Raw genomic sequence first — 22479 nt, forward strand, 5'->3', positions numbered from 1 at the left:
CATGTTGGAAACTTCCGCCCGGCTGCTGCGCCTGCTGTCGCTGCTGCAGACCCCGCGCGAGTGGAGCGGCGCGGAACTGGCCGCCCAGCTCGCGGTCGACGTGCGCACCGTGCGCCGCGATATCGACAAGCTGCGCGCCCTCGGCTATCCCGTCGACGCCACCGCCGGCGCGGCCGGATATCGGCTGGGCGCGGGCGCACAGCTGCCACCGCTGCTGCTCGACGACGAGGAGGCCGTCGCCGTGGCCATGGGATTGCGCACGGCGGCGGGCGGGACCATCGCGGGCATCGAGGAGAGCTCGCTGCGGGCGCTGGCGAAACTCGAGCGGGTCCTGCCCTCGCGGCTACGGCATCGGGTGACGGCCTTGCAGACCGCGACCGTGGCCGTCCCCGATGGCGGCCCGCGCGTCGACCCGGACACCCTGACCGCCATCGCCGCGGCCATCCGTGACCAGCATCGCCTCCGATTCGACTACCGCACCCACGATGGCGAATCCTCGCGCCGGACAACCGAACCGCACCGCCTGGTGCACATCGGCCGCCGCTGGTACCTGACCGGCTGGGATGTGGACCGCGAGGACTGGCGCACCTACCGCGTCGACCGCCTCACCCCGCGTATCCCGACCGGCCCCCGCTTCACACCACGCGAGGCCCCCGACGCCGCCGCTCAGGTCTCCCGCGGCGTCACCACCGCGCCCTACCGCTATCAGGCCCGCATCGCCCTGATGACCTCGGTCGAGCGTGCGGCCGAGCTGATCGCCCCGACGGTCGGCGTCCTCGAGGCCGTCGACCCGGACACCTGCATCCTGCACACCGGCGCGGATTCACTCGACGCCCTCGCCGTCCACGTGGCGGGTTTCGGTTTCGACTTCCGGATCCTCGAGCCGCCGGAACTGGCGGCTCACCTGCGTGAGCTGGCTACCCGACTGCACCGGGCGGCCGGCTGACCTGCGCGTAGGCGCCCGGGCAGCTGGACCGCCGGCAATGCAAACTCTGCGGCCGATTCAGCCCGCCAGGGCTGTGCGGGTGGCGGAACGGATGGCGGCCGTGACGGTTTCGGGTTGTTCCAGCATGACCAGGTGGCCGCAGTCGGGGAGTTCGATGGCCTCGGACGGGCACAGGGTGGTGTTGAGGCGGGCGCCGGCGGCGGCGGACAGAATGTGGTTCTTGGCGCCCCAGACGGTGGTGATGGGCGGGAAGCCGGGGGCGGGCCGGAAGTTGTCGAGGACGGCCAGCTTCGGAAGGTCGCGGGCGATGGCGGCGGGTGGGAGCAGGCGGCGGGGTTCGCTCCAGCGGTGGCGCAGGCCGATGAAGGGGGAGGAGCCCATGCCGCGGCCGCGCGGGCCGAGCTGTTCGCGGACGACGAGATTCGCGGCGAAACCGGGCAGCCGGATCGCGCCCGCGACCGAGTCGAGCGGGAGCCGGGCAGCCGCGCGCGCGGTCCATCCGGTGGGCGTGGGACGCAGGGTGGCGGCGGTCAGCGGGCTGCACAGCACCAGGGCGCGCACATTCTGCGGGTTGCGGCGCGCGTACAGCAGGGACAGCGCGCTGCCGAAGCAGTTGCCGACCATCGTGACATGGGTGAGCCCGTGGGTGTCGATGAATTCCGACACCATGCGCACATAGTTGTCGACGGTGTAGCCGTCCTCGGGTGAGTCGGAGTCGCCGTAGCCGAACAGGTCCAGGGCGTACACGGTGTTGGTGGCCGCCAGCGCGCGCGTCTGGTTCACCCAGATGCGCCGGTCACCGCCGATATTGTGCAGGAACAGGATCGGATCCCCGGACCCGGCGCGATCGTAGGCGACGGATACGCCGTGATAGTCGAACTCCGGCATCGGGCGCTCTCCTCATTGAGTAGCGGTGCTGCACTGCGTCTGCGGCCTCGAGGGCCGTCAGCACCGACTCACCCTCGCGCGGTACCAGCCATGTTAGCCGGTACCGCGCGTAACACAAGTTTTTGAGGGGAGCGTCCGAGCGCTGGTCAGCGGGTGGATCCGGCGATCACCTCCCCGCTGCGGATCCAGGATTTCAGTTCGGTCATGCCGGTGTCGCGATCCATTACGGGCCGATATCCGAAATCGCGGGTCGCCGCGGAGGTGTCGTAGGTGCCCGAGCGGGTCATCACCGCCACCGAGTACCGCGATAGCGGCGGCGTCCAGTGTTCGGCGAGATACGGTACCCGCCTGAGGTTTTCGATCACCGACACCACCAGCGCCACGACGCGCGGATCGAGCTTGCGGCCGGGCCGCGGATAGCCGAGGTCCGCGGCGACGTCACCGAGGAACCCCCACACGTCGGTCCGCTCCGCATCGGCGATGAAATACGGCTTGCCGCCGACATTCTCGCTGGCAGCGGCCTTGACCGCGGCCTCGGCGATATTGTCGACATGGCACAGCGAGGCGTACACCTCGCGCCCGGCCGACAGATCCGGCAGGGTCCCGGCCGCCGCCCGTTCGAGCAGCCGCACAATGGGCCCGGATCGGTCGCCCGCACCCCAGATGGCCCGCGGCCGCAGCGCGCAGGTGGTGAATCCGGGCGTATTCGCCTTCAGCACCAGGCGTTCGGCGGCGGCCTTGGTCTCGCAGTAATGGTTGAGGTAGCGGCGGGGATACGGAACCGACTCGTCGATGTCGATCTGGTCGCCGCCGTCACGGTCCATGAGCGCGCTCGGACTCGAGATGAATACGAACCGCTGCGCGCCCGCGGCCCGGGCAGCGGCCAGCAATCGCGCGGTGGCGGCGACGTTCTCGGCCCAGAAGCGGGCGCGGGTGCCGCGCTCGTCCACGCGGGCGGCGCTGTGGAACACGACATCGACCCCGGCGACGGCGCGTTCCAGCGAGTCGGGGTCGCCGAGATCGCCCACCACCCGCTCCACCTGGTCGAGCACCGGGGCCAGGTCCCGCAGATTGCTGGTGCGCCGCACCAGAATCGCCACCTCGTGGTCCCCGTCGCGGACCAGCCGGCGCGTGAGCGCGCCGCCCAGGAAGCCGGAGGCCCCCGTCACCAATGCCTTCACGATGCTGCTGCTTTCACGATGCCTCCAGAAGTGTGTGGTCGCGTCGCCGGGCGCGGCCGAGGAGCGGCGTCAGTGCCGCGGTGCCCCAGCCGACCCGGCTGGCCAGTTCGTCGGCGGCCATGCTGACCGGTATGCGGGTGGCCGGATCCGCGGCGCACAGTGCCGCGTCGGCCCACCACAGCAGCCGCAGCGCGGGATTCGACGGGGCGCGCCCGGCCACCGCGGCGATCAGTCCGGCCACCAGATACAGCCGGGCGGCGATCCCGGCCAGGAAGTACAACCGCGTGACCAGTGGAACCACCTGCGGCGCCGGGCTTCTCATGCTGCGGCCCTACCCGTCGAGCTGCTTGGCCGCCCAGACCGCCAGCTTCTCGCGGCCGATCTTGGCATTGTGGCGGATGTCGACCGGGAATCGCGGATGGAACAGGAATTCCGCCACCGGTTTGGTGATGTCGAATTCGTCGCGCCGCCCGCGCAATCGGTCCTCGACCGCGGCCCGGTCGGCCGCCGGCGCCAGCTCCACACACAGCACCGGCTGCTGGTCTCCGCGCGCACCCACGCCCACCAGCGCGGTGCGGGCCACGCCCTCGACGGTGTTGAACACCTGCTCGACCTGCACGGTGAACATCGGCCCGCTCGCCGTCTCCAGCCGCTGACTCTTGCGCCCGCAGAAGCGAATTCGCCCGGCGTCGTCGATCCAGGCCAGGTCTCCGGTGCGGTGCCAGATCACCTCGCCGTCGGCGATCTTGCCGGTCCGGTTGGCCGCCTGCGGCCAGAAGTAGCGGGGGCTGACATTCGGCCCGGACACCACCAGCTCGCCGATCCCGCGTGACGCCGCCAGATCGGCTGCCCGCGCCTCCACATCCGGCCAGTCCGGTAGTGGATCATCGGTGATGGCGATGATGCGCGCCTGCACGTGGAGCGCGGGCGTGCCCACGCACACCCCGTACCCGGTGTGCGCCTGCTCCACCAGATCGCCCAGCAGCTCGCGGGATTCGATGGTCGCCATGGGCAGCGCCTCGGTCGCGCCGTAGCCGGAGTACACCTTCGCCGGCTCGGGCAGCACCTGCCGCAGCGCCGCGATGCACCAGTCCGGGACGGGCGCTCCGCCGGAGTAGATGCTCTCGATGCTCGGCAGCGCTGCCCCGGTCTGCTCGATGTGCCGCAGCAGCGGGATCAGCACGGCGGGGGAGGCGAACATGGTCTTCACCTGGTACCGCTGCACCGCGTCGACCACGTGCGCCGGATCGGTCGCCCCGACCTTGGAGGGAATCAGCGGCGGTAGCACGCACCGGGATCCGAGCAGCAGCTCCAGGATGCCCGCCACCGGCGCGGTGATGAGCGAGGTGCCCGGCGCGACGTGCTCGCGCGCGGCGTCCACCTGGTCGATCATGGCGCTGAGATTGCCGTGGGTGAGCACCACCGCCTTGGCGGGCCCGGTGCTGCCGGTGGTGTACGCGATGAGCAGCGGTTCGTCATCGGGCGCGGGCTCGCGTTCGGGCAGCGCGGAAGCCGGTGTGCGGCCCCAGCTTTCGAGGGTGGGTCCCTGCCACCACGAGCGCCCGACCGTGACCGCCATCCGCACCTTGCGGAAGTAGGCGCGGAACACGATGCGCAGCGCCTGCGCCTCGGTGACGCCCACGAAGGCTTCGGCGTCGGCGGCCTGCAGGCAGCGCAGCATCTTGAACATGCCCATGCCCGGGTCGATCACCACCGGCACCGCGCCGATCTTGAACAGCCCGTAGAGGACGGCGTACAGCTCGGGTCCCGGCCGCACCAGCACGATGGTGCGCACGCCGCGGGTGACGCCGGCCTCGGCGAACCGCTCGGCAATGGTGTCCGACCACGCGTCCAGTTCGGCGTAGGTGAGGTGACGGTAATCGGGCAGGCCGTCCCGATTCCTGCCGTCGGCATAGATCACCGCCTCCCGTTCGGGATGGGCGGCGACGATATCGCTGAAACGATCGAGAGCGCGCCAATAAATGGTGGGCAAGGAATGCGACACACTTCCCCCAGTGAATTGTCGAGGAATGCGAGGAATGTATCGGTGAGGCTACACGGGGTGATGTCGGACCGCTAGCCGTGGCGCTCCGTATTCGTTTGATATACAACAGTTTTAGTGTGTCCCCGGGTACCGACACCGGTTCTTCGCAACCCCCTATTCCACCCCTACGGAGTGACTCGCCGATCGGCGTGCGCACCACTTCCATCCAGCGATTACGCCGCGAAAATCGCTCGAACGCACGGTGATTGGTGAGGCGCGTGGGGCACTCGCCTACCAGCGGGTACGGTAGCGTTTCACTTGGCATCGGGGCTACGGGATATCAGCGGGGCCGGCTCGGGGGACACCGAATTGCGGCCGCCGCAGCCACATTCGACCGGACGCACTCAGTCCAGAGAGCAGGGGGCCACATGCGTACACGCTTCGAATCGATCGGTGCGTACACACCCACGACCATCCGTTCCACCGAGGACGTGATCAACAGCCTTTCGGTACCCAGGGCATTGGACCTGGAACGAATTACCGGAATCAAGAACAGGCGCGTGCACAATAGCGATCCGGAGAATTACGAATCGTCGTTCGCACTGGCGCGCCACGCCATCGAGGACTGCCTCGCCCGCTCCGGCTACGATGCCGCGGACCTGGACGTCATCATCTCGGTGTCGATCACCCGCTTCACCGCGCCCGGGCAGTACTGCTTCGCACCGTCTTTCGCCGCCCAGCTGGGTGCGGCCATCGGCGCGGGCCGGGCGCTGCACTTCGACCTGTCCAACGCCTGCGCGGGCATGATCACCGGCGTGCTGGTGCTGGACCGCATGATCAAGTCCGGTGTGGTGCGCCGCGGCCTGGTGGTCAGCGGCGAGCAGATCACCCCCATCGCCGAGACCGCCACCCGCGAGATCTCACAGCCCTACGACCCGCAGTTCGCCGCCCTCACCGTGGGCGACGCGGCCGTGGCCGTGGTGGTCGACGACCAGGGCGACGACGCGGACGAGATCCACTACATCGAGCTCATGACCACCTCGGCCGGCGCCGAGCACTGCATCGGCATGCCCAGCGACAAGACCACCGGTATCGCCATGTACACCGACAACCGTGCGCTGGCCAGCGAATCTCGCTTCCTGCAGGGTATTTCGCGCATGGCCGACTTCCTGCTGGAGACCGGCCGGGCCTGGGAGAGCGAGAAGTACGACTACTGGATCCACCACCAGTTCAGCGGCCCGGCCATCGACTACATCAGCTCGCTCACCGAGCGGCACTTCGACACCCCGATGCCGCAGGCGCTCAATGTCTACGCCGAATACGGCAATACCGCGTCCACCTCGCACTTCGTGGTGCTGCGCGAACACCTGGCGCAGGGCCGGATTCCGCGCGGCTCCAAGGTGCTGCTGATCCCCGAGGCGTCCGGCGTGGTCTCCGGGCACCTCGCCGCGACCATCTCCCGGCTGGAGGCCTGAATCCATGAGCACCGCAATCGTTTCCGCGGCCGTCTGCACCGACGCCGACACCGGCAGCTATTTCGAGCTGGCCGCCCGCGCCGGCGCGCAGGCGCTGACGGCGGCGGAGGTCTCCGCCGACCGGGTCGGCCTGGTGGTCAACGCCGGGGTGTTCCGGGACAGCAATATCGCCGAACCCGCGGTAGCCGCGCTGATCCAGAAGCGCCTCGAGGTGGGCCTGGAGTACGCGACCGGGCGGGTGCCCGCGTTCTCCTTCGACCTGCTCAACGGCGGCACCGGGGTGGTGCACGCGCTCATGGCCGCCCAGTGCTTCACCGGTCTCGGCGATGTCGAGTACGCGCTCATCGTGGCCGGCGACACCCATCCGTCCACCGAGCGCGACCGCGAGGACTTCCCGTACGCCGCGAGCGGTGCGGCCGTCCTGCTGCGTTCCTCCGACAGCGCGGGCGGTTTCGGCCGCATCTACACCACCGAGACCCCGGGCGCGCTCGCCCCGACCGCGTGGGCCGACCTGGAGGCGGCGGGCACCGGCGGCCGCACCGCGCTGACCGTGCGCACCGAGACCGGGGACCCGCTCGCGCTGGCCGAGGCCGCGCTGCGCGAATGCCTGGCCGGTGAAGGACTGCAGCCCAGCGACTTCGCCACCGGCGGCGCGGTACTGCTGGCCCCGGCCCCCGTCCCCGGCTTCCGGGAGCGGGTGGCCTACCGGATCGGGGTGCCCTCGGCCGCGGTCGCCGGGATCGACCCGTTCGTCGGCGACCCGTATTCCGCGGGCCCCGTGCACGCGTATCTGAGCGCGGCCACCCAGGGCATGCTCGACGAGGCGCGCGCGGTGGTGTTCCTGGCGGTGGACGACACCTCGGCGGCCGCCCTGGTCTATCGCCCGCAGGCGCTCGTCACCACCTCCTAGGCGAATGTGAAATACACTGTTTGGCAGTACATTTCGAAACCGTTGTGCCCCCGGCTGATCCTGGGCGCCCATGCGCCCTCGCTGCAATGATGCCGCTCCAGCACACCGAAGCTCGCCGTGCCACGCCTGTCAGTCGGGCGCATCCCGATCGGTGAAAGGGACGTCAGATGGCACGGTCGGTCGCTCGGGACCGAGGGGAAATGCCGGTGGGGACCGGCGCCAGGACGAGCTGGGCGGTCGCCACCCAGGTGAGCGCGGCGGACGCGGAGCGGCTGCGGGTCGCGCGCGCGGTGGCGGTGCTGGGGGCCGCCGCGGGGGTGGGGCGGGTCGCGGCACTATTGGACACGGAACTCGACGAGACCCGGGCGGTGGTCACGGAATTGGCGGCGGCCGGGCTGATCGTGGGGGAGTGCCGCCCGCACCCGGAGCTGGCGGCCCCGGTGCTGCGGGACCTGCCCGACGAGGATCGGCGCGCCCTGCACACCGGGGCGGCCGAACTGCTGTTCCGGGAGGGCCTGCCCGCGGCGACGGTGGCCCGGCACCTGGTCGAGGCGGGCGACGCCCGCGGCTCGTGGGCGGCGCAGGTGCTCCTGGAGGTCGCCGACCGCGCCTTCGACGCCGATGAATTGGACAGCGCCGGAACCTATCTGGAGCTGGCCTATCGGGCCAGCAGACGCGCCGACGAGCGGGCCGCCATCGCGACCCGGCTGGTGGCGGTGGAGTGGCGGATCAACCCGTCGTGCCGCACCCGCAATTTCGGCCGGCTCAAGGCGGCCCTGCGCACCGGGCGGGTGCCGTATCCGGAGCTGCCCATGACCGTGCTGCAGATGCTCTGGCACGGTCATGTCCTGCACGCCGATCACGCGCTGGTCCAGCTGCGTCGCAGCACGGACGCGGCGGCGGCCGATCGGGTCGAATTCGTCGGGGCGTGGCTGCGCTACACGCATCCGGTGCAGGCGCAACGGCATCCGTGGCTGGCCCGCGCCCGCTCCGGCCCGGAATCGCCGTCACCGGACCGGGATTCACCCCACCGGCAGGCCGCCGCGCTGCTGGCGGGACTGTGGGAGCAGCGCTCACCCGCCGAGACCGCCGCCGCGGCCCAGCGCATCCTGGCACACCACCGGCTGACCCCCGCCACCGTCGAGGTGCTGGTGGCGGCGGTCGACTGCCTGCTGCACACCGATCGCCTCGACGCCGCCGACGCCTGGTGTACCGCCCTGCTGGCCGAGGCCACCGCGCGCCGCGCCCCGACCTGGCAGGCGCTGTTCGCCTCGGCGCGCGCGGAGACGCTGCTGCGCAAGGGAAATCCGGTCGAGGCGGCCGGACATGCCCTGGCGGCACTCAATCTGCTGCCCGCCGAACAGCTCGGGGTGTGGCTGGGCCGGGCGGTCGCGGTGCTGGTGCGCGCGCTCACCGCACAGGGCAGGCACGCCGAGGCCGCCGCACAGCTGGAGCGGCCGATGCCGCGCGCCATGTTCGAATCCCGTTTCGCACTGGGCTATCTGCGCGCCTGCGGCGAGCACTGCCTGGCCACCGGCCGACCCGAGGAGGCGCTGCGGCACTTCCGCCGGTGCGGGCGGCTGATGGACGAGTGGGACATGGACTTCGCCTGGCTGGCGCCGTGGCGCAATGACCTGGCAGCGGCCGGCCTGGTATCCGGGCAGCAGCGGCAGGTGCGGAATCTGGTGACCCGGCATCTCGATCTGATCGGCGGAGCCGAGCAGCACCACACCGGTGGGGTGTCGCTGCGCCTGCTCGCCGCGACCAGCGATCCGCTGCGGCGGGTGACGCTGCTGCGCCGCTCGGCGGCGCTGGCCCGCTCGGGCGGCGACGAACTCGAATTGGCCACGGTGCTCGCCGATCTCGGGAACGCCTACCGGGCGCTGGGGGAGTCGGACCGGGCCCGGCCCCCGCTGCGGGAGGCGGCGCGACTCGCCGAGATCTGCGGGGCCGAACCGCTCCTGGCCCGCCTACAGGTCGACCCGGTGCCGGCCGCGCGAGAAACCCTGGTCGACACCGGTTTCGACGCCTTGAGCCCGGCCGAACGGCGGGTGGCCGAACTGGCCGCGCTCGGTCAGCGCAACCGCGATATCGCCGAGGCCCTGAACATCACCACCAGTACGGTGGAGCAGCACCTGACTCGGGTTTACCGCAAACTCGCGGTCGCTCGCCGCAGCGAACTGCGGTTCGCGCTGGCGTCCCGGACCGAGACGAGCGCGCGGACCGCTACCGGATGACCGTCGGCCGAAAGGGGATTGGCATGATCGCGTATCCAACCGGGGCGCCGCAGCCGCCGCGGGACGATGATCCGCAACCGCTGCTGCCCGAGCACGACCCGTTCTACCGGCGTCCGCGCGGACTCGACCGCGTCGTGCCCGGGGCCGTCCTGCGTTCGCGTCCGGTGGAACTCGCACTGCTGGGCCGCATTCCGCAGCGCGTCACGGCCACCCAGCTGCTGTACCGCAGCACCGATCTGCACGGCCGCGCCGAGGCGGCGGTCACCACGGTGCTGCTGCCGTCCGGTGCGGACCCGGCCGCCGACCGGCCGCTCGTCTCCTTTCAGTGCGCTATCGACGCCGTCGCCTCGAAGTGCCTGCCGTCGTATGCGTTTCGTCGCGGTGCGCGGGCGCTGGGCGCGGTTCCGCAGTTCGAGCTGCTGCTCATCGAGCACGCCCTGACCCGCGGCTGGGTGGTGTCGGTGCCCGACCACACCGGGACCGCGGGGCGGTTCGGGGCCCCGCGCGAGCCCGGGCACCGCACCCTGGACGGCCTGCGCGCCACCCTGAATTTCCTGGCGCGGCCGGATGATTCGCCGGTGGCGCTGTGGGGGTACTCGGGCGGCGGCCTGGCCACGGTATGGGCCGCCGAGCTCGCGGCGAGCTATGCCCCGGAGCTGAATATCCTTGCCGCGGTCCTGGGTTCGCCGGTGGGGAACCTCGAATCGACTTTCTTCCGGCTCAACGGCTCGGCCTTCGCCGGGCTGGCCACCCTGTGCGTGGCCGGACTGTGCCGCACCTACCCGGCCCTGGACCGCACCCTGCGCGAGCACCTCGACGCCGAGTCCCTCGACCTGCTCGACCGCGCCGAAACCAGCGCCACGATTCCGCTCCTGCTGCGCAGCGGCCGGTCCCGGCTCCAGGATCGCGACGGTTCGGCCCTGGCGACGCTGCGGACTCTGCCGCAGGTGCGGGCCGTCCTGGCCGATGCCGAACCCGGTGCGCGAGCGCCGCGGTTCCCGGTGCTCGCGGTGCAGGGCGTGCACGATCTGATCATTCCGTGCGGCAATGTGGATCGGCTGGTCGATCGCTACCGGGCCGAGGGCGCCTCGGTCCGCTATCTGCGCGATGTGCTGGGCGGTCACGCCAGCCTGGGACTGCTGGCCGCGCCCCTGTGCGAGAACTGGCTCGCCGATCGATTCGCCGGTCGTCCGCTCCCGGCCGGAACCACGCAAACCGTAGTCTCCCTGGCGCTTTCGATCCCCGCGCTCCGCGGCTACCTGGGCCTGGCGTGGGTCCTGGCGAGGGCGGTGGTGTCCCGGCCGATGCGCGCCGCACCACCCGCGCGGACCGCCGCGCAGCCGGGCACGCCGGAGTCGGACATCGCGCCCGCACTGCCGGCCACGTGATGCGCACGCCGCCCCCGCCCGACGAGGTCAAGGTCGGGCATCGATTCCCCTGAACGCCCGCGACCAGCCGATTCGGCTCCTACGAGGCACTACCGCAGCGAATCGGCCTTGCTGATCCAGCCCACCACCGCCCGGGTCAGGAAGGGCGGGGACAGGCGGGTGGCGAGGGCGGTGAGTTTGGTCTGCAGGCCGACCAGGACGTGCGGGCCCGACAGCGGGCGGCGTCCGATCGCGGTGTGCCACACCGCTTCCGCGACATCGTCGGGGGTGAGGTGGACGCCCAGCGTGGTCGCGGATTTCGAGCCGCGGCTCACCTCGGTCATCATGTCGGTCGCGACGAACAGGGGCAGCAGGTCGCTGACCGTGATGCCGTAGTGCCGCCATTCGAGGTCGAGGGCCTCGGTCAGGCTGCGCACCGCGGCCTTGGTCGCGCCGTAGGTCGCCAGGCCGGGCTGACCGTAGAGCGCCGAGGCCGAGGCCAGGTTGATGACCCGGCTGCCGGAGGTGCGGCGCAGATAGGGAAGGGCGGCGTGGCAGCCGTTGAGGACGCCCTTGACGTTCACGTCCACGAGACGATGCTGGCGTTCCACCGGGATCTCGCCGAAGGGCCCGGAGACCAGAATGCCCGCATTGTTGACCAGCAGGTCCAGCCGGCCGGTCGCGTCGTCGAAGTCCTTCAGCGCCCGATCCCAGCCCGCCGGGTCGGTGACATCGAAGGCCCCCGTCACGGTCCGCCCGCCGATCTCGGCGGCGGTGCGGGCGACCGCGTCGGCGTCGATGTCGTACAGGCCGACGGTCCAGCCCTCGCGGGCGAATCGCGCGGCGATGGCGCGGCCGATACCGGCGGCCGCCCCGGTGACGAGGATCGCGGGCTGAGAAGCATTGGCGGGCTGGGACATCGGAGCCTCTCGGATCGGAGGGTCGGGACCGCCGGTGCGGATCAGGCGGCGCTGCGGCCGAGGCGACCTGGATCGATCATCGCACGGTGGAAATCGGCCGCGTCACGGGCGGCGTCCCGGCCGTCCGCGAGCAGGTCCGCACCCAGGTGGATGAGGGTGTGCGGGGCGCTCGGCCGCACCTGCAGGCGCAGCGGGACACCCGCCGCCTCGGCGCGTTTCGCCACCGCCAGCGCGTCGGCGAGCAGCATCTCGCGTGAGCCGACCTGCAGCAGAATCGGTGGCAGACCGGTGAAGTCGTGGTTCACCACCGACCAGCTCGGATCCAGCTCGCCGTCCACGGCGATACCGCGGCGCACCACCATGTCCGGGCCGACCGCGGGCAGCACCGCGTCGTAGCGGGCATTGGGATGCGCCAGGCGGGCGGCGGAGTCGAAATCCGCCCACGGCGAGGTCACCGACAGTGCCACGGGTAGCGGCAGGCCCAGCTCGCGCAGTGTCAGCGCCAGCCGCAGCGCCAGTCCGCCGCCCGCGGAATCGCCCGCGACGACGATCTTCTCGGGCGGGAACCCCTCGGCCAGCAGGTGCCGGTAGGCGGTGAGCGCGTCGTCGAGGCTCTCGTTGGGGTGGGCGTCGGGCAGCTGGCGATAGTCGACGGTCAGCACCGGCAGCTCGCTCAGCGCGGCCAGCCGGGCGGTGTGGCGGCGGTAGCTGTTGAGCCCGCCCGCGATGAACGCGCCGCCGTGCAGGTACAGGATCGCGGCGTCGCGGTCCACCCGCGGATCGGGAACCGGTGCGCTCCACAGCCATTCGGCGTCGCAGTGCTCGAACCGCACCGGTTCGCGGCGGGTGCCGCGCGGGGTGCCGAGCACCCGGGCGGGCTGCTCGGACAGCCGCGTCATCCGGAACACCAGGTGCGCGGGGCGCGGGCCGAGGTCGGCGACCCAGGCTCCGGCGCGCAGGAACTGCTGCACCGTGGTGCGCAGCACCGGATGGGCGAGCCTGGTCCCGATGCGCGCCGGCCGGATCGTCTCCACGATCACCGATGAGACGGGGTCCGAGGTCTGCGGCGTCGCCACGGGCGCTCCTGTCCGCGCCGCGAAACACCGGGCGCTGCTGAGACAACGATGTCAGTTCTGGCCGAGGGCCGTTGATCATCTTGACGGTGAATGCGCGGATTGTCATGTCCGAGAACGAAATTCCCACGTAAGAGGGGGTGCCGGGCCGCCCGTCCGGCGGGGCGCGGCGGTAGGGCGTTGACTTATGCAGGTAAATGCCTGCATAATTTTCCCGTGCAACCCGAACCCGAGATGGACGCGGTCTTCAAGGCCCTGGCCGACTCCACCCGCCGCATGCTGCTGGACCGGCTGCGGGAGAACAATGGCCAGACCCTGCGCGAACTGTGCGAACGGGTCGAGATGGCCCGCCAGTCGTTGACCCAGCACCTCGACATCCTGGAGCGGGCCGGCCTCGTCACCGTGCTGCGGCGCGGTCGCGAACGGGTGCACTACATCAATCCGACCCCGATTCACGACATCGAACAGCGCTGGATCTCCGTCTTCGATCGCCCCCGGCTGGATGTCCTGCGCGCCGTCAAAAACCAGGCAGAGGAGTACGCCATGACCGCCACCACCGTGCCGAACTACGTCTATGTCACCTACATCCACGCCAGCGCCGAGCAGGCGTGGAAGGCCCTCACCGACGCCGACCTGACCGCGCAGTACTGGGGGCACGCGAATGTGTCCGACTGGCAGCCCGGCTCGGAATGGGAGCACCGCCGCGTCGACGGTTCGGACAAGATCGATGTCGTCGGCAAGGTCCTCGAGGTCGACGAGCCCCGGCGCCTCGTCCTCACCTTCGAGGATTCGATCGGGGCGGACCGCGCCCCGTCGGTGGTGACCTTCCTCATCGAGTCCCACCAGGACATCGTCCGGCTCACCGTCACCCACGAGAACCTGCCGAATCAGGAAATGCTACAGGGCATTTCGAGCGGCTGGCCCGCCGTGCTGGCCAACCTCAAGTCGCTGCTGGAGACCGGCGCCGTACTGCCGCAGGCGCCCTGGGAAATGTCGCAGGCCCACGCCTGATGTTCGACGCCACCACGCTGCGCGAGGTCTACGACACCCTGCTGGAAGCCGCTGCCGCCGTGGCAGATTCGGGCCCGCCGCTGCCGCCTCCGCCGGGGGAGTGGAACGCCGAGCGGATCCTGGGCCACGTCTCCCTCGTCACCGCCGCCACCATGGCCGCCGCGTCGGCGGTGGCGGCGGGGGAGCACGCCACCTACGACAATCGCCTCGCCCTCGACACCTGGACCATCGATCGCGTCGTCGATCTCGCGGGCGGGTTCCCCGGCCTGCGCGAACGCCTGCGCCGCCAGGCCGAGATGCTGTGCGGTTTCGGCGGGCCCGCGCTCAGCGACGCGGAACTGGACAGCCCGGTTCCGACCCGCCTGCTCTCCGCGGGCGCACTGCTGCTGGATCAGGCCATGCCCCTGCGGAATCTGTTCATCGGCCTGATCGATGTCGAAATCCCCGGCCACACCCGGCAGCTGCTCGCGCTGCGCGGAAACGGTGACGGCACCGGGCGGGCGAGTGCCCGCGCCGGTGCCGTCACCAGGTGATCGCCGCGGTGACCACCGCGTGGCCCTGCTGATTACCGCGGGGCCATGCGGATCGCGCCGTCGAGGCGGATGACCTCACCGTTGAGCATCGGGTTCTCCACGATGTGGCGGACCAGCGCCGCGTATTCGGCCGGGTCGCCCAGGCGCGACGGATGCGGCACCTGCGCGCCGAGGGCGTCGATGGCCTGCTGCGGCAGGGTCGCGAACAGCGGGGTGTGGAACAGGCCCGGCGCGATGGTCATCACGCGGATCTTGTACGAGGCCAGGTCACGGGCGACCGGCAGGGTCAGGCCCACGATGCCGCCCTTGGAGGCGGAGTAGGCCGCCTGGCCGATCTGGCCGTCGTAGGCGGCGACCGACGCGGTGTTGACGATGACGCCGCGCTCGCCGTCGGCCTCCTCGACCGCCGAGATGCGCTCGGCGGCCAGGCGGATGACGTTGAACGTTCCGATCAGGTTAACGTTGATGATCTTGGAGAAGGACTCCAGCGGGAACGCGCCCTGCTTGCCGACCGTCTTGATGGCATTGCCGATTCCCGCGCAGTTCACCGCAATTCGCAGCGTGCCGAGCTCCTGGGCGGCGTCCAGCGCGGCGGTCACATCCGCTTCGCTGGTCACGTCACCGGGCGAGAACACCACGCGCTCACCGAGTTCCTCGGCGATGGCCTTGCCGTCGGACGAGGGAAGATCGAGGATAACGACCTTCGCGCCGGCCGCGTGCAGTTCCCGCACGGTGGCCAGTCCGAGTCCCGACGCACCACCGGTCACGACCGCGGCAATGTCTGCTGTCTTCACAAAACCTCCAAAATTCTTGGTCTTGTTAATGTAGATTCTGCTCCGTCCACAGGGAAGACCGCCCCGTCGGCGTGGCGTTCACACGATGTCGCGAACCCTGCTACTCGCACGCGCGCGCGGATTGAACGGAGTGTCGTCCGGCGCGTCGAGTCGTTGGAATCCTGTTCATGCGAGAGAATTTCCGATCGGGACCGTTTCGTGCGCGACGCCCGTGGCGACGCGACGACGGCGGGCTGCACAGTACCGACGATCACCGACGACAACACACCGTCAGCCACGACCGACCGCCGAGAGGGTCAGACGATGCCGAGCGACGTGCCCCCAGCGGGAATGTTGAAGTCGTACAAAAAAGTGTCGCGCTGGTACCCCGCCCTGGAACTCGACGTACAGGCCCCTGCCCCCGAACGGCCCGACGCCGACTCGGCGTTCGCCGACGAGCAGGGCCCGGCCCGCTACCCGCACTACATCCACGACGAACCCGAGCTCGAGATTCCGCCGGTGCCCGAATCGGTGCTGCGGCGCAACCACTTCGATGGGGCCTGGGCGGACTGGATGACCGACTCCGGCGAGAGCGCCTCCTACGCACCGCCGCTGCGCTACCGCGGCAGCACGGTCGTCGAATTCCCCACGGGGAGTGGCGAAGCCGGTGCGGCATCGACCGGCGAGCGCGTCCCGAGAGCGGTCGACAGGGCCTCGCAGCTGCTCGACGCGGTCGCCGACCGCGCGGCCGTGCCGGGCGGGCGCATCGCGGGGCGGCGGTTTTTCGCCGTCGCGTTCCTGATCGTTGCCATTGTTTTGCTAGCCATTGCCGGTGGAGTTGCTCTATATGTGCTGAATTCCCACGGCGGCACTGCGCAATCCATCGGCACACGCGAGGCGGGACCCCGTTCCGGCCCGATCGCCGTCACGGCGGCGTACAACGAAATGACGGCCCCCGCGATCATCGGCGACCATGGACCCGCCGCGGGCATTCCGGCCGGATAAGAGGAGAGCGGAGACAATGGATCAGGACTGGAGCCGCTGGCTCGACGAGAAACCCGAAGAGGGCGAATCGACGGGCCGTGCCGCGCGTTCCAAGGCTCCGGTGATGCGCTTGCGCAAGCGCCGCGGCGACTCCGGCGAGGCCGGTCCCGCGCCGCGCCCGATTCTGGTGGTGGGTGGTTGCGGCGGCGCGGGCACCACCACGACAACGCTCGGCATCGCGGGGGAGATGAGCGCCGCCGGCGCCGAAACCGTCGCTGTGGACGGCACTTTCGCGGGCAGCGATCTCGCGTTGCGGGGCGCTGACGAGCACCTGAGCCCGATCAGTCTGCAGGCCTGGCTCTACGGCCGCGGCGACGACGAGGCCGCGCCGCTCAAGGAATGTCTCTCCCGCTCCACCTCCGGCATCGGCCTGCTGTGGCGCGATCCCGCCCCGCTGCGCCGGCGCGCCACCTACCTGACCGTCGCCCGCGCGCTCGGCGAGACCGGGTACACCCCGGTTTACGACGGCGGCAATCCGATCGCGAGCCGGCATCTGCGCCCGCTGCTCGAGGACGCCGATATCGCACTGGTGCTGTCGATTCCGGCGCGCGTGGATGCGGCCAACCGCTTGCGCGTGACGCTGGAGTGGCTCGACGATCAGTTCGGCGGGCAGGGCGAGGGGCAGGGTGACGGCATCGTCGGCGACACCACCATTGTCGTGTCACATCAGTTGCCGGGCAGTGATTCTCGGGTCGCTGAGCATTTGCGGGAGCATCTGGACGGCTGGGTCCGTGAGATCGTCGAGATACCCTATGACGCACACCTCGCACGCGGAGAGTTGGTGCGGCACAGCAACCTGGCCGCAGAGACACGCCGCGCGTATCGCCGCCTGCTTGCTGGAGTGGCATCATGACCGCAGCCATGAAGGAACGCCGATCCGCCTCCGAGGCCGCTCTGGCGGCCGGTGTGGTGCCGCCGCCGGAATCCCGCCGCGCACCGATCTGGGACCGACCCGTACCCGGCGATGGCCGAGCGCCCCTGGTGTGGCTGCTCGGCGTGCACGGGGGCGCGGGCGCGACGACGCTCTCGCATGTGCTTGCGCCGGCGGCGGATTCGTATCGGCGCTGGCCGGGCGTGTTCGACCGGGAGTCCCCGTTCGTGGTGCTGGTGGCGCGCGAGACCATCGCCGGGCTCACCCGCGCCCACGATCTGCTGCGCCAGCATCACGCCGGGCTGGCCGGTTCGTGTGAGGTGCTGGGCCTGATCACCGTGGCCGCGCGGCCGGGCCGGCTGCCCGCCGAGATCCGCCGCTACCGCGATGTGGTCGGTTCGCTGGCGGGTCAGGTGTGGAAGTTGCCGTGGCACGAGGAATGGACCCTGGTCGAGGCCGATGAGCTGCCGGTGTGGTCACCCGGCGACCCGGTGCCGCAGCAGCGCAAGCGCAAATCCGATCCGCTGGAAGAGATTACGCCCGACGTGCGGGAGCTCGGCGCCGGCATCGTGGCCGCCGTGCAGGACGCGCTCGACGCCCCCCGCCCCGCGTTCCCGGACCGGGGAGAGTGATCATGGACACCGACGGATTGTGTTGTGCGGGAAGAAGTTCCCGGTTGCGGGGACCTGCCCGGTCCCCAGGGAAGGTGGCAGGGCAGTCAGTAGAAGGAGTTGTCGTCGCCGGTTGGACGGCCGGGCCGTGCATAGGCGAGATTGTTACTAGCAGTTCGCTTTTGGATAAGGACAGACAATGAGCATGCTCCTCGCCGTACACGACGCGTACGGCCAGATCCTCGCCCAGGTCGGGAATCCGACCCCCGAGGCACCGCCCGCGTCGGACAAATTGCTGAAACTGGTTCGGTATTTCACCTGGTTCGTTCTGTTGTCAGGAATCCTGGGCATCACCTACGCCGGTGGCCGGTTCGCCTGGGAGAAATGGACAGGAGGCGGTTTGGAGTCGCCGAAGATGGTGGCAGGGGCCATGATCGGAGGAATCGTCGCCACGAGCGCGGGCACGATCATGAATGCAGTGATCACCTAATGTCCGCCGCGCTGGTTGCGCCAGCGATGGACGCCGTGCTGGCCTACAAGCAGATGCCGCCGGATGTGATCCGGCCGATCATGCAGCTCATCGACTGGCTGCTGTGGTGTGTACTGCTGTTCTGCCTGGCCTGGATGATCCTGGCCGCGGGCCGGCTCTGGTATGCCTTCCGCGACGACCTGGCCGCCAACGACGCGACGCACGGGGTGGTGATGAGCCTGCTGGGCGCGATCATGGCGACCTCGGCCAGTGGGATCGCGCTGGCCCTGCTGCCGACCTGACGGGCACGGGCAGCTGAATTGTCCACTGGCACACACATTTCGGAGGCCATGCGATGAGCGAGAAGGAGTCGCCCGAGCGTGACCGCGTCTCGTTCGGCGTCATCGCCTCGGCCGCCCTGGTCGCGGTCATCCTGATCGCCGGCCTGGTGGTCTACTTCGGGCACGGCGACAGCAAGCCGAGCGCCAAGCCCGACGGGACCGTCCCGGCGGCCTCCGACTCCGGCGCCACCGGATTCGCCTCGCCCGAGGTGGATCTGTTCGGCCGCCGGGTCGACGTCCCCAACAACACGGCCGGCCAGCCGCTGCCGCAGGATCCGTCCAAGCAGCGCAAGGCCACCGACGCCGACTGGCTCACCGCCGCCCCGCTGGGGACCACCGATCCCCACGGCTGGCAGCGGGTCTACGGCGCGTCCGTGCCCTTCTCCACCTCCGACGGTCCGGCGCGCCTGGAAAACGGGCTGGCCGTCGGCTATTCGCACACCCCGCAGGGCGCGGCGCTGGCCGCGGCCCAGATCACCTACCGGCTCAATGCCCGCCCGGCCGACCGGGAGCTCTACGTCCGGCAGGTGCGGGTGCCCGCCGAACAGCTCACCGCGTACGACCAGGCGCTCGCCGATCAACGGCTGCCGAAACAGCAGCCCCAGAAGGTGACTCGATATCTGGTGGCCCCCGACGGCTTCCAGATCGAGAACTACGCCGACGACATGGCCATCGTGCGGCTGGCCGCGCGCGGGCCGGTGGTCGACAACCGGCAGCTGTGGGCGGCGGTGCGCCTGATCATGGTCTGGGACGCCGGCGACTGGCGGCTCAAACCTTCGACTTCCAAGACCGCGCAAACCGAATACGTCGATTCGCTTGCGGGATGGACCCGATGGTGACAACAACAGAAATGGCATCGCGACCCATCGAGAGGTGGACCACATGCTGAGGCGGCTAGTCACGATCCTTGCGGTCGTCTTCACCGTCATGATCGCAACCCCGACGGTGGCCTACGGCCAGACGTACGGTTTCGACCAGGCCTGCAACGAATTACACGACTCCCTCGACGGGCTGGGCGTACCCGGCATCTCGCTCGGCGACGCGGCCTCGGCCGCGTGCAAGGCGGGCAATGTCGCGACCCACCCGACCGACGCCGCCGCCACCGTGCGCGACAAGGCGTGGGACTCCACCTTCGGCAAGGTGGTGGACTCGCTGATGAACGGTCTGGGCGAGGCGTTGACCCTGGCGTTGACGTTCTGGATGAAGATCCCGAACGAACGCGTCAGTGACGCGGGCGCGCTCTTCACGAAGATCAACGACTACACCTATCAGGTCCAGATCCTGTTACTGATGGCGTCGGTGATCCTCTCCGGCCTGAAACTGGCGCAGGCCAGACGCGGAGCCGCGGTCAGCGAGGCCACGGAATCGTTCTGGATGTTCGCGCGCGTGGTGTTCAGTTCCTGGATGCTGGGCGCGGTGATCGTGGCCGCCACCCAGGCCTCGGACAAGTTCTCCGAGTGGATCATCAACGACTCCACCGGCGGCAATGCCAAGAACATCGCCGAGCTGATGGTGAAAACCTCGAAGCTGCAGGCGTTCTCGCCGGGTCTGGTGCTGATCATCGCGATCGTCGGCCTGCTCGGGGCGCTGGCCCAGATCGTGCTCGCCATCGTCCGCCAGGGTCTGCTGGTGGTGGCCGCGGGCGTGCTGCCGCTGGCCGCGGCCGCGTCGGGCACCCAGATCGGGCGCACCTCGTACTCGAAGCTGCTGGGCTGGATCATCGCGTTCATGCTCTACAAGCCGGTGGCGGCGATCGTGTACATGATCGCGTTCACCACCGCGGGCAATACCGACGACCTGACCGGCACCGTGAACCTGCCCGACGCCGACGAGGCCCAGCGCATGCTGGTCGCCATCGTGCTGCTGTGCACGGTCGCGTTCGTGCTGCCGGCGCTCATGCGCCTGGTGACCCCGGCGGTGGCCATCGTCGGTTCCGGCGGTTCGGGTCTGGCCGCCACCACCGGCACCCTGGTCGGCATCGCCGCGCTCGGTGCGGTCGGTTCGCGCGCGGTGGCCCCGCGCGGTGCCGCCGGACCCGGCGCCGCCGGATTCGTCGGACCCGGTCGCGGCGGGCGTCCCCGTCCCGGTCCCGGGGGCGGCGGTCCCGGCGGCGCGCCACGCCCGACACCTTCGCCACGCCCGGCGGGTGGTGGCGGCGGTGCGCCCGCCGCGAGTCCTGCCGCCCAAGGCGGTGGCGGCGCAGTACCGTCAGGCGCGTCCCGCGTCGCCAACCGGGTCGCGCAGGCGCGCGCGGCGACCGCCTCGCTGAGCAAGGCCGAGTCCACCGCGGGCGACCTGGCCGGTGACCGCTGGGCCAACCGTTCACCCGACCTCGGCAGGAGCACCATCCCGCGATGACGATGACCGAGACCTACGAGCGCCGCTCGTACGGACTGTGGCAGAAGCCCCGCAGCGCCGGGCTTTTCGGCCTGCGCTGGGGTGAGACCGTGGTCGGTTTCGCTGTCGTGATCACCGCGCTGCTGACGGCGCTGGCGGCCGGGCCGAAACCGGCCGCCGTGGTGGCGGGCATCGGCACGGTCGTGATGGTTCCACTGGTGTGGCGGACGGGGGGCCGCTCCGGCTACGAGAACGGATTGATGATGTTCCATTGGTTGCGCGGCCGTTCCAAGGGCGAGCACGTGTACCGGGGCGGGCGGTTCTCCCGGATCCCGGGCGGCGTCACCCGCCTGCCCGGACTGATGGCCCCGTCACGGCTCTACGAGGGCATCGACGCCGGCGGCTACAGCTTCGGCATGATCCACCTACCGCAATTCGCCCAGTACACAGTGGTTCTGCGCGCTTGGCCGCAGGGCCACGAGGCCGTCGACCAGCCGGTCATCGACCGCTGGGTGGGCGCGTGGGGCACGTTCCTGGCCTCGCTGGGGCAGACCTCCGACATCGTGGCCGTGGTGCCGGTCATCGACACCGTGCCCGAGACCGGAAACCGTTTGCTCACCGAGGTTTCCACCATCACCCGGCCCGAGGCCCCCGATCTCGCGCAGCAGGTCATGTACGAGCTGGCCACCGAACTGCCGCAGGAGCGGGTGCAACTGCTGCCCCGGGTCGCCATCACCTTCAAGGCGACCACCGCGGAGCGCCGCAAGAATCCGGCGGAGGAGGCGGTCGAGATCGGCCGCCGCCTGCCCGGCATCTGTGCGGCCCTGGCGGAGGCCGGCGTTCGTGCCCAGCCCATGGCCGCCGACGAGATCATCTCGTTCATCCGCCGCAGCTACGACCCGGCCGCCCAGGCCGATCTCGAGGTGGCCGCGGGCGAACCCGGTGGGCACGGCCTGGATTGGGCCGACGCGGGCCCGGTCTCGCACGAGGAGCGCTGGGACCACTTCATTCACGACGGTGGCCGCTCGGTCACCTGGGAGATGGACACCGCGCCCGAGGGCGCGGTCGACGAGCGGGTGCTGCAGCGGCTGCTCGCGCCGAATCCGGAGGTGCCGCGCAAGCGCATCACCATCGTCTACCGCCCGCACTCGGCCGGCGACGCCGCCCAGATCGTGGACGACGACTACAAGAACGCCCTGGTGGCACAGCAATCCGAGCGCGGCGTCGTGTCCGCCGCCGCCACCCTGCGCGTCGGCGCCACCCAGCAGGCCCGCGAGGAGCAGGCCCGCGGGCACGGTGTCACCCGCTTCGGCGCCCTGGTCACCATTACCGAACCCCTGCGCGGCGACCTGCCGCGCATCGAGGCCATCACCCGCGACCTGTCCACCCAGGCCCGCCTCAAGATCCGCCGCTGCTACCGCTACCAGGCGGCGGCGTTCGCGGCCTCGCTCGGCTGCGGGGTGATCCTCCCCGAACACGCCACCATTCCGAAAGCGCTTGCGGGGTAA

At 70.4% G+C, this 22479-nt stretch carries 22 protein-coding genes; 15 read left to right on the forward strand and 7 right to left on the reverse strand.

All coding sequences use genetic code 11. From position 1 onward, the window contains the following. Position 1 precedes the first annotated feature (1 nt). Positions 2-946 (forward strand): YafY family protein, encoded by a 945-nt coding sequence (locus tag ABZV44_RS17715; protein ID WP_354837232.1) that lies wholly within the window; start codon positions 2-4, stop codon positions 944-946. 57 nt (positions 947-1003) lie between these two features. Here ABZV44_RS17715 and ABZV44_RS17720 read toward each other — a convergent pair whose 3' ends face one another. The 4 genes from ABZV44_RS17720 to ABZV44_RS17735 form a co-directional block, all read right to left on the reverse strand. Next, positions 1004-1834, reverse strand: a complete 831-nt coding sequence (locus ABZV44_RS17720; RefSeq protein ID WP_354837234.1) for an alpha/beta hydrolase — start codon at positions 1832-1834, stop codon at positions 1004-1006. Between the two features lie 146 nt (positions 1835-1980). Further along, on the reverse strand, positions 1981-3015 hold the full coding sequence (locus ABZV44_RS17725) for an NAD-dependent epimerase/dehydratase family protein (protein WP_354837236.1): 1035 nt from the start codon (positions 3013-3015) through the stop codon (positions 1981-1983). A 13-nt stretch (positions 3016-3028) separates the two neighbouring features. Further along, positions 3029-3337, reverse strand: a complete 309-nt coding sequence (locus ABZV44_RS17730; RefSeq protein ID WP_354837238.1) for a hypothetical protein — start codon at positions 3335-3337, stop codon at positions 3029-3031. A 9-nt stretch (positions 3338-3346) separates the two neighbouring features. Then, entirely contained in the window at positions 3347-5008 is a 1662-nt protein-coding gene (locus tag ABZV44_RS17735; protein ID WP_354837240.1) for a fatty acid CoA ligase family protein, read from the reverse strand. 419 nt (positions 5009-5427) lie between these two features. On the opposite strand from ABZV44_RS17735, the gene ABZV44_RS17740 reads away from it, so the two are divergent. The 4 genes from ABZV44_RS17740 to ABZV44_RS17755 all read left to right on the forward strand — a co-directional run bounded on the left by ABZV44_RS17740 (position 5428) and on the right by ABZV44_RS17755 (position 11009). After that, positions 5428-6474 carry a 3-oxoacyl-[acyl-carrier-protein] synthase III C-terminal domain-containing protein gene (locus ABZV44_RS17740; protein WP_354837242.1) on the forward strand — a complete coding sequence of 349 codons (1047 nt, stop codon included), beginning with the start codon at positions 5428-5430 and terminating at the stop codon, positions 6472-6474. A gap of 4 nt (positions 6475-6478) precedes the next feature. Beyond that, positions 6479-7384 carry a hypothetical protein gene (locus tag ABZV44_RS17745; RefSeq protein ID WP_354837244.1) on the forward strand — a complete coding sequence of 302 codons (906 nt, stop codon included), beginning with the start codon at positions 6479-6481 and terminating at the stop codon, positions 7382-7384. Between the two features lie 200 nt (positions 7385-7584). Beyond that, positions 7585-9621 carry a LuxR C-terminal-related transcriptional regulator gene (locus tag ABZV44_RS17750; protein WP_354837246.1) on the forward strand — a complete coding sequence of 679 codons (2037 nt, stop codon included), beginning with the start codon at positions 7585-7587 and terminating at the stop codon, positions 9619-9621. A 23-nt stretch (positions 9622-9644) separates the two neighbouring features. Continuing rightward, positions 9645-11009, forward strand: coding sequence for a lipase family protein (locus tag ABZV44_RS17755; RefSeq protein WP_354837248.1), 1365 nt, complete (start codon positions 9645-9647; stop codon positions 11007-11009). Positions 11010-11098: 89 nt separating this feature from the next. Here the strand turns inward: ABZV44_RS17755 and ABZV44_RS17760 are convergent, their stop codons facing one another. Together ABZV44_RS17760 and ABZV44_RS17765 are read right to left on the reverse strand one after the other, a co-directional pair. Then, positions 11099-11908 (reverse strand): SDR family oxidoreductase, encoded by an 810-nt coding sequence (locus tag ABZV44_RS17760; protein WP_354837250.1) that lies wholly within the window; start codon positions 11906-11908, stop codon positions 11099-11101. A 41-nt stretch (positions 11909-11949) separates the two neighbouring features. Further along, positions 11950-12984, reverse strand: a complete 1035-nt coding sequence (locus tag ABZV44_RS17765; protein WP_354837252.1) for an alpha/beta hydrolase fold domain-containing protein — start codon at positions 12982-12984, stop codon at positions 11950-11952. Positions 12985-13215: 231 nt separating this feature from the next. On the opposite strand from ABZV44_RS17765, the gene ABZV44_RS17770 reads away from it, so the two are divergent. Both ABZV44_RS17770 and ABZV44_RS17775 read left to right on the forward strand, forming a co-directional pair. Beyond that, a complete protein-coding gene (locus ABZV44_RS17770) occupies positions 13216-13992 on the forward strand; it encodes a metalloregulator ArsR/SmtB family transcription factor (RefSeq protein ID WP_354837557.1) in 777 nt (258 codons plus the stop codon). After that, positions 13992-14525 carry a hypothetical protein gene (locus ABZV44_RS17775; protein ID WP_354837254.1) on the forward strand — a complete coding sequence of 178 codons (534 nt, stop codon included), beginning with the start codon at positions 13992-13994 and terminating at the stop codon, positions 14523-14525. Before ABZV44_RS17770 ends, ABZV44_RS17775 begins: the two co-directional genes overlap by 1 nt. A 32-nt stretch (positions 14526-14557) precedes the next feature. On the opposite strand, the gene ABZV44_RS17780 is transcribed toward ABZV44_RS17775, so the two are convergent. Beyond that, entirely contained in the window at positions 14558-15319 is a 762-nt protein-coding gene (locus tag ABZV44_RS17780) for a 3-hydroxyacyl-CoA dehydrogenase (protein ID WP_354837256.1), read from the reverse strand. 351 nt (positions 15320-15670) lie between these two features. Between ABZV44_RS17780 and ABZV44_RS17785 the strand changes: the two genes are divergently transcribed. The 8 genes from ABZV44_RS17785 (at position 15671) to ABZV44_RS17820 (ending at position 22479) form a co-directional block, all read left to right on the forward strand. Beyond that, positions 15671-16303 (forward strand): hypothetical protein, encoded by a 633-nt coding sequence (locus tag ABZV44_RS17785; RefSeq protein ID WP_354837258.1) that lies wholly within the window; start codon positions 15671-15673, stop codon positions 16301-16303. A gap of 16 nt (positions 16304-16319) precedes the next feature. After that, a complete protein-coding gene (locus ABZV44_RS17790) occupies positions 16320-17195 on the forward strand; it encodes a hypothetical protein (RefSeq protein ID WP_354837260.1) in 876 nt (291 codons plus the stop codon). After that, positions 17192-17845, forward strand: a complete 654-nt coding sequence (locus tag ABZV44_RS17795; protein ID WP_354837262.1) for a hypothetical protein — start codon at positions 17192-17194, stop codon at positions 17843-17845. The genes ABZV44_RS17790 and ABZV44_RS17795 overlap by 4 nt, the downstream gene beginning before the upstream one ends. A gap of 178 nt (positions 17846-18023) precedes the next feature. Further along, the gene (locus ABZV44_RS17800) at positions 18024-18314 is read left to right on the forward strand and encodes a hypothetical protein (RefSeq protein ID WP_213556317.1); all 291 of its coding nucleotides are present in this window, start codon (positions 18024-18026) and stop codon (positions 18312-18314) included. Further along, positions 18314-18595, forward strand: a complete 282-nt coding sequence (locus ABZV44_RS17805; RefSeq protein WP_354837264.1) for a hypothetical protein — start codon at positions 18314-18316, stop codon at positions 18593-18595. The genes ABZV44_RS17800 and ABZV44_RS17805 overlap by 1 nt, the downstream gene beginning before the upstream one ends. 53 nt (positions 18596-18648) lie before the next feature. After that, positions 18649-19473, forward strand: coding sequence for a hypothetical protein (locus ABZV44_RS17810; protein WP_354837266.1), 825 nt, complete (start codon positions 18649-18651; stop codon positions 19471-19473). A 43-nt stretch (positions 19474-19516) separates the two neighbouring features. Further along, on the forward strand, positions 19517-20992 hold the full coding sequence (locus tag ABZV44_RS17815) for a hypothetical protein (protein WP_354837268.1): 1476 nt from the start codon (positions 19517-19519) through the stop codon (positions 20990-20992). Further along, entirely contained in the window at positions 20989-22479 is a 1491-nt protein-coding gene (locus ABZV44_RS17820) for an SCO6880 family protein (protein WP_354837270.1), read from the forward strand. The genes ABZV44_RS17815 and ABZV44_RS17820 overlap by 4 nt, the downstream gene beginning before the upstream one ends.

The organism is Nocardia sp. NPDC004860, from assembly GCF_040609015.1.
In the GTDB taxonomy this organism is placed as follows: domain Bacteria; phylum Actinomycetota; class Actinomycetes; order Mycobacteriales; family Mycobacteriaceae; genus Nocardia.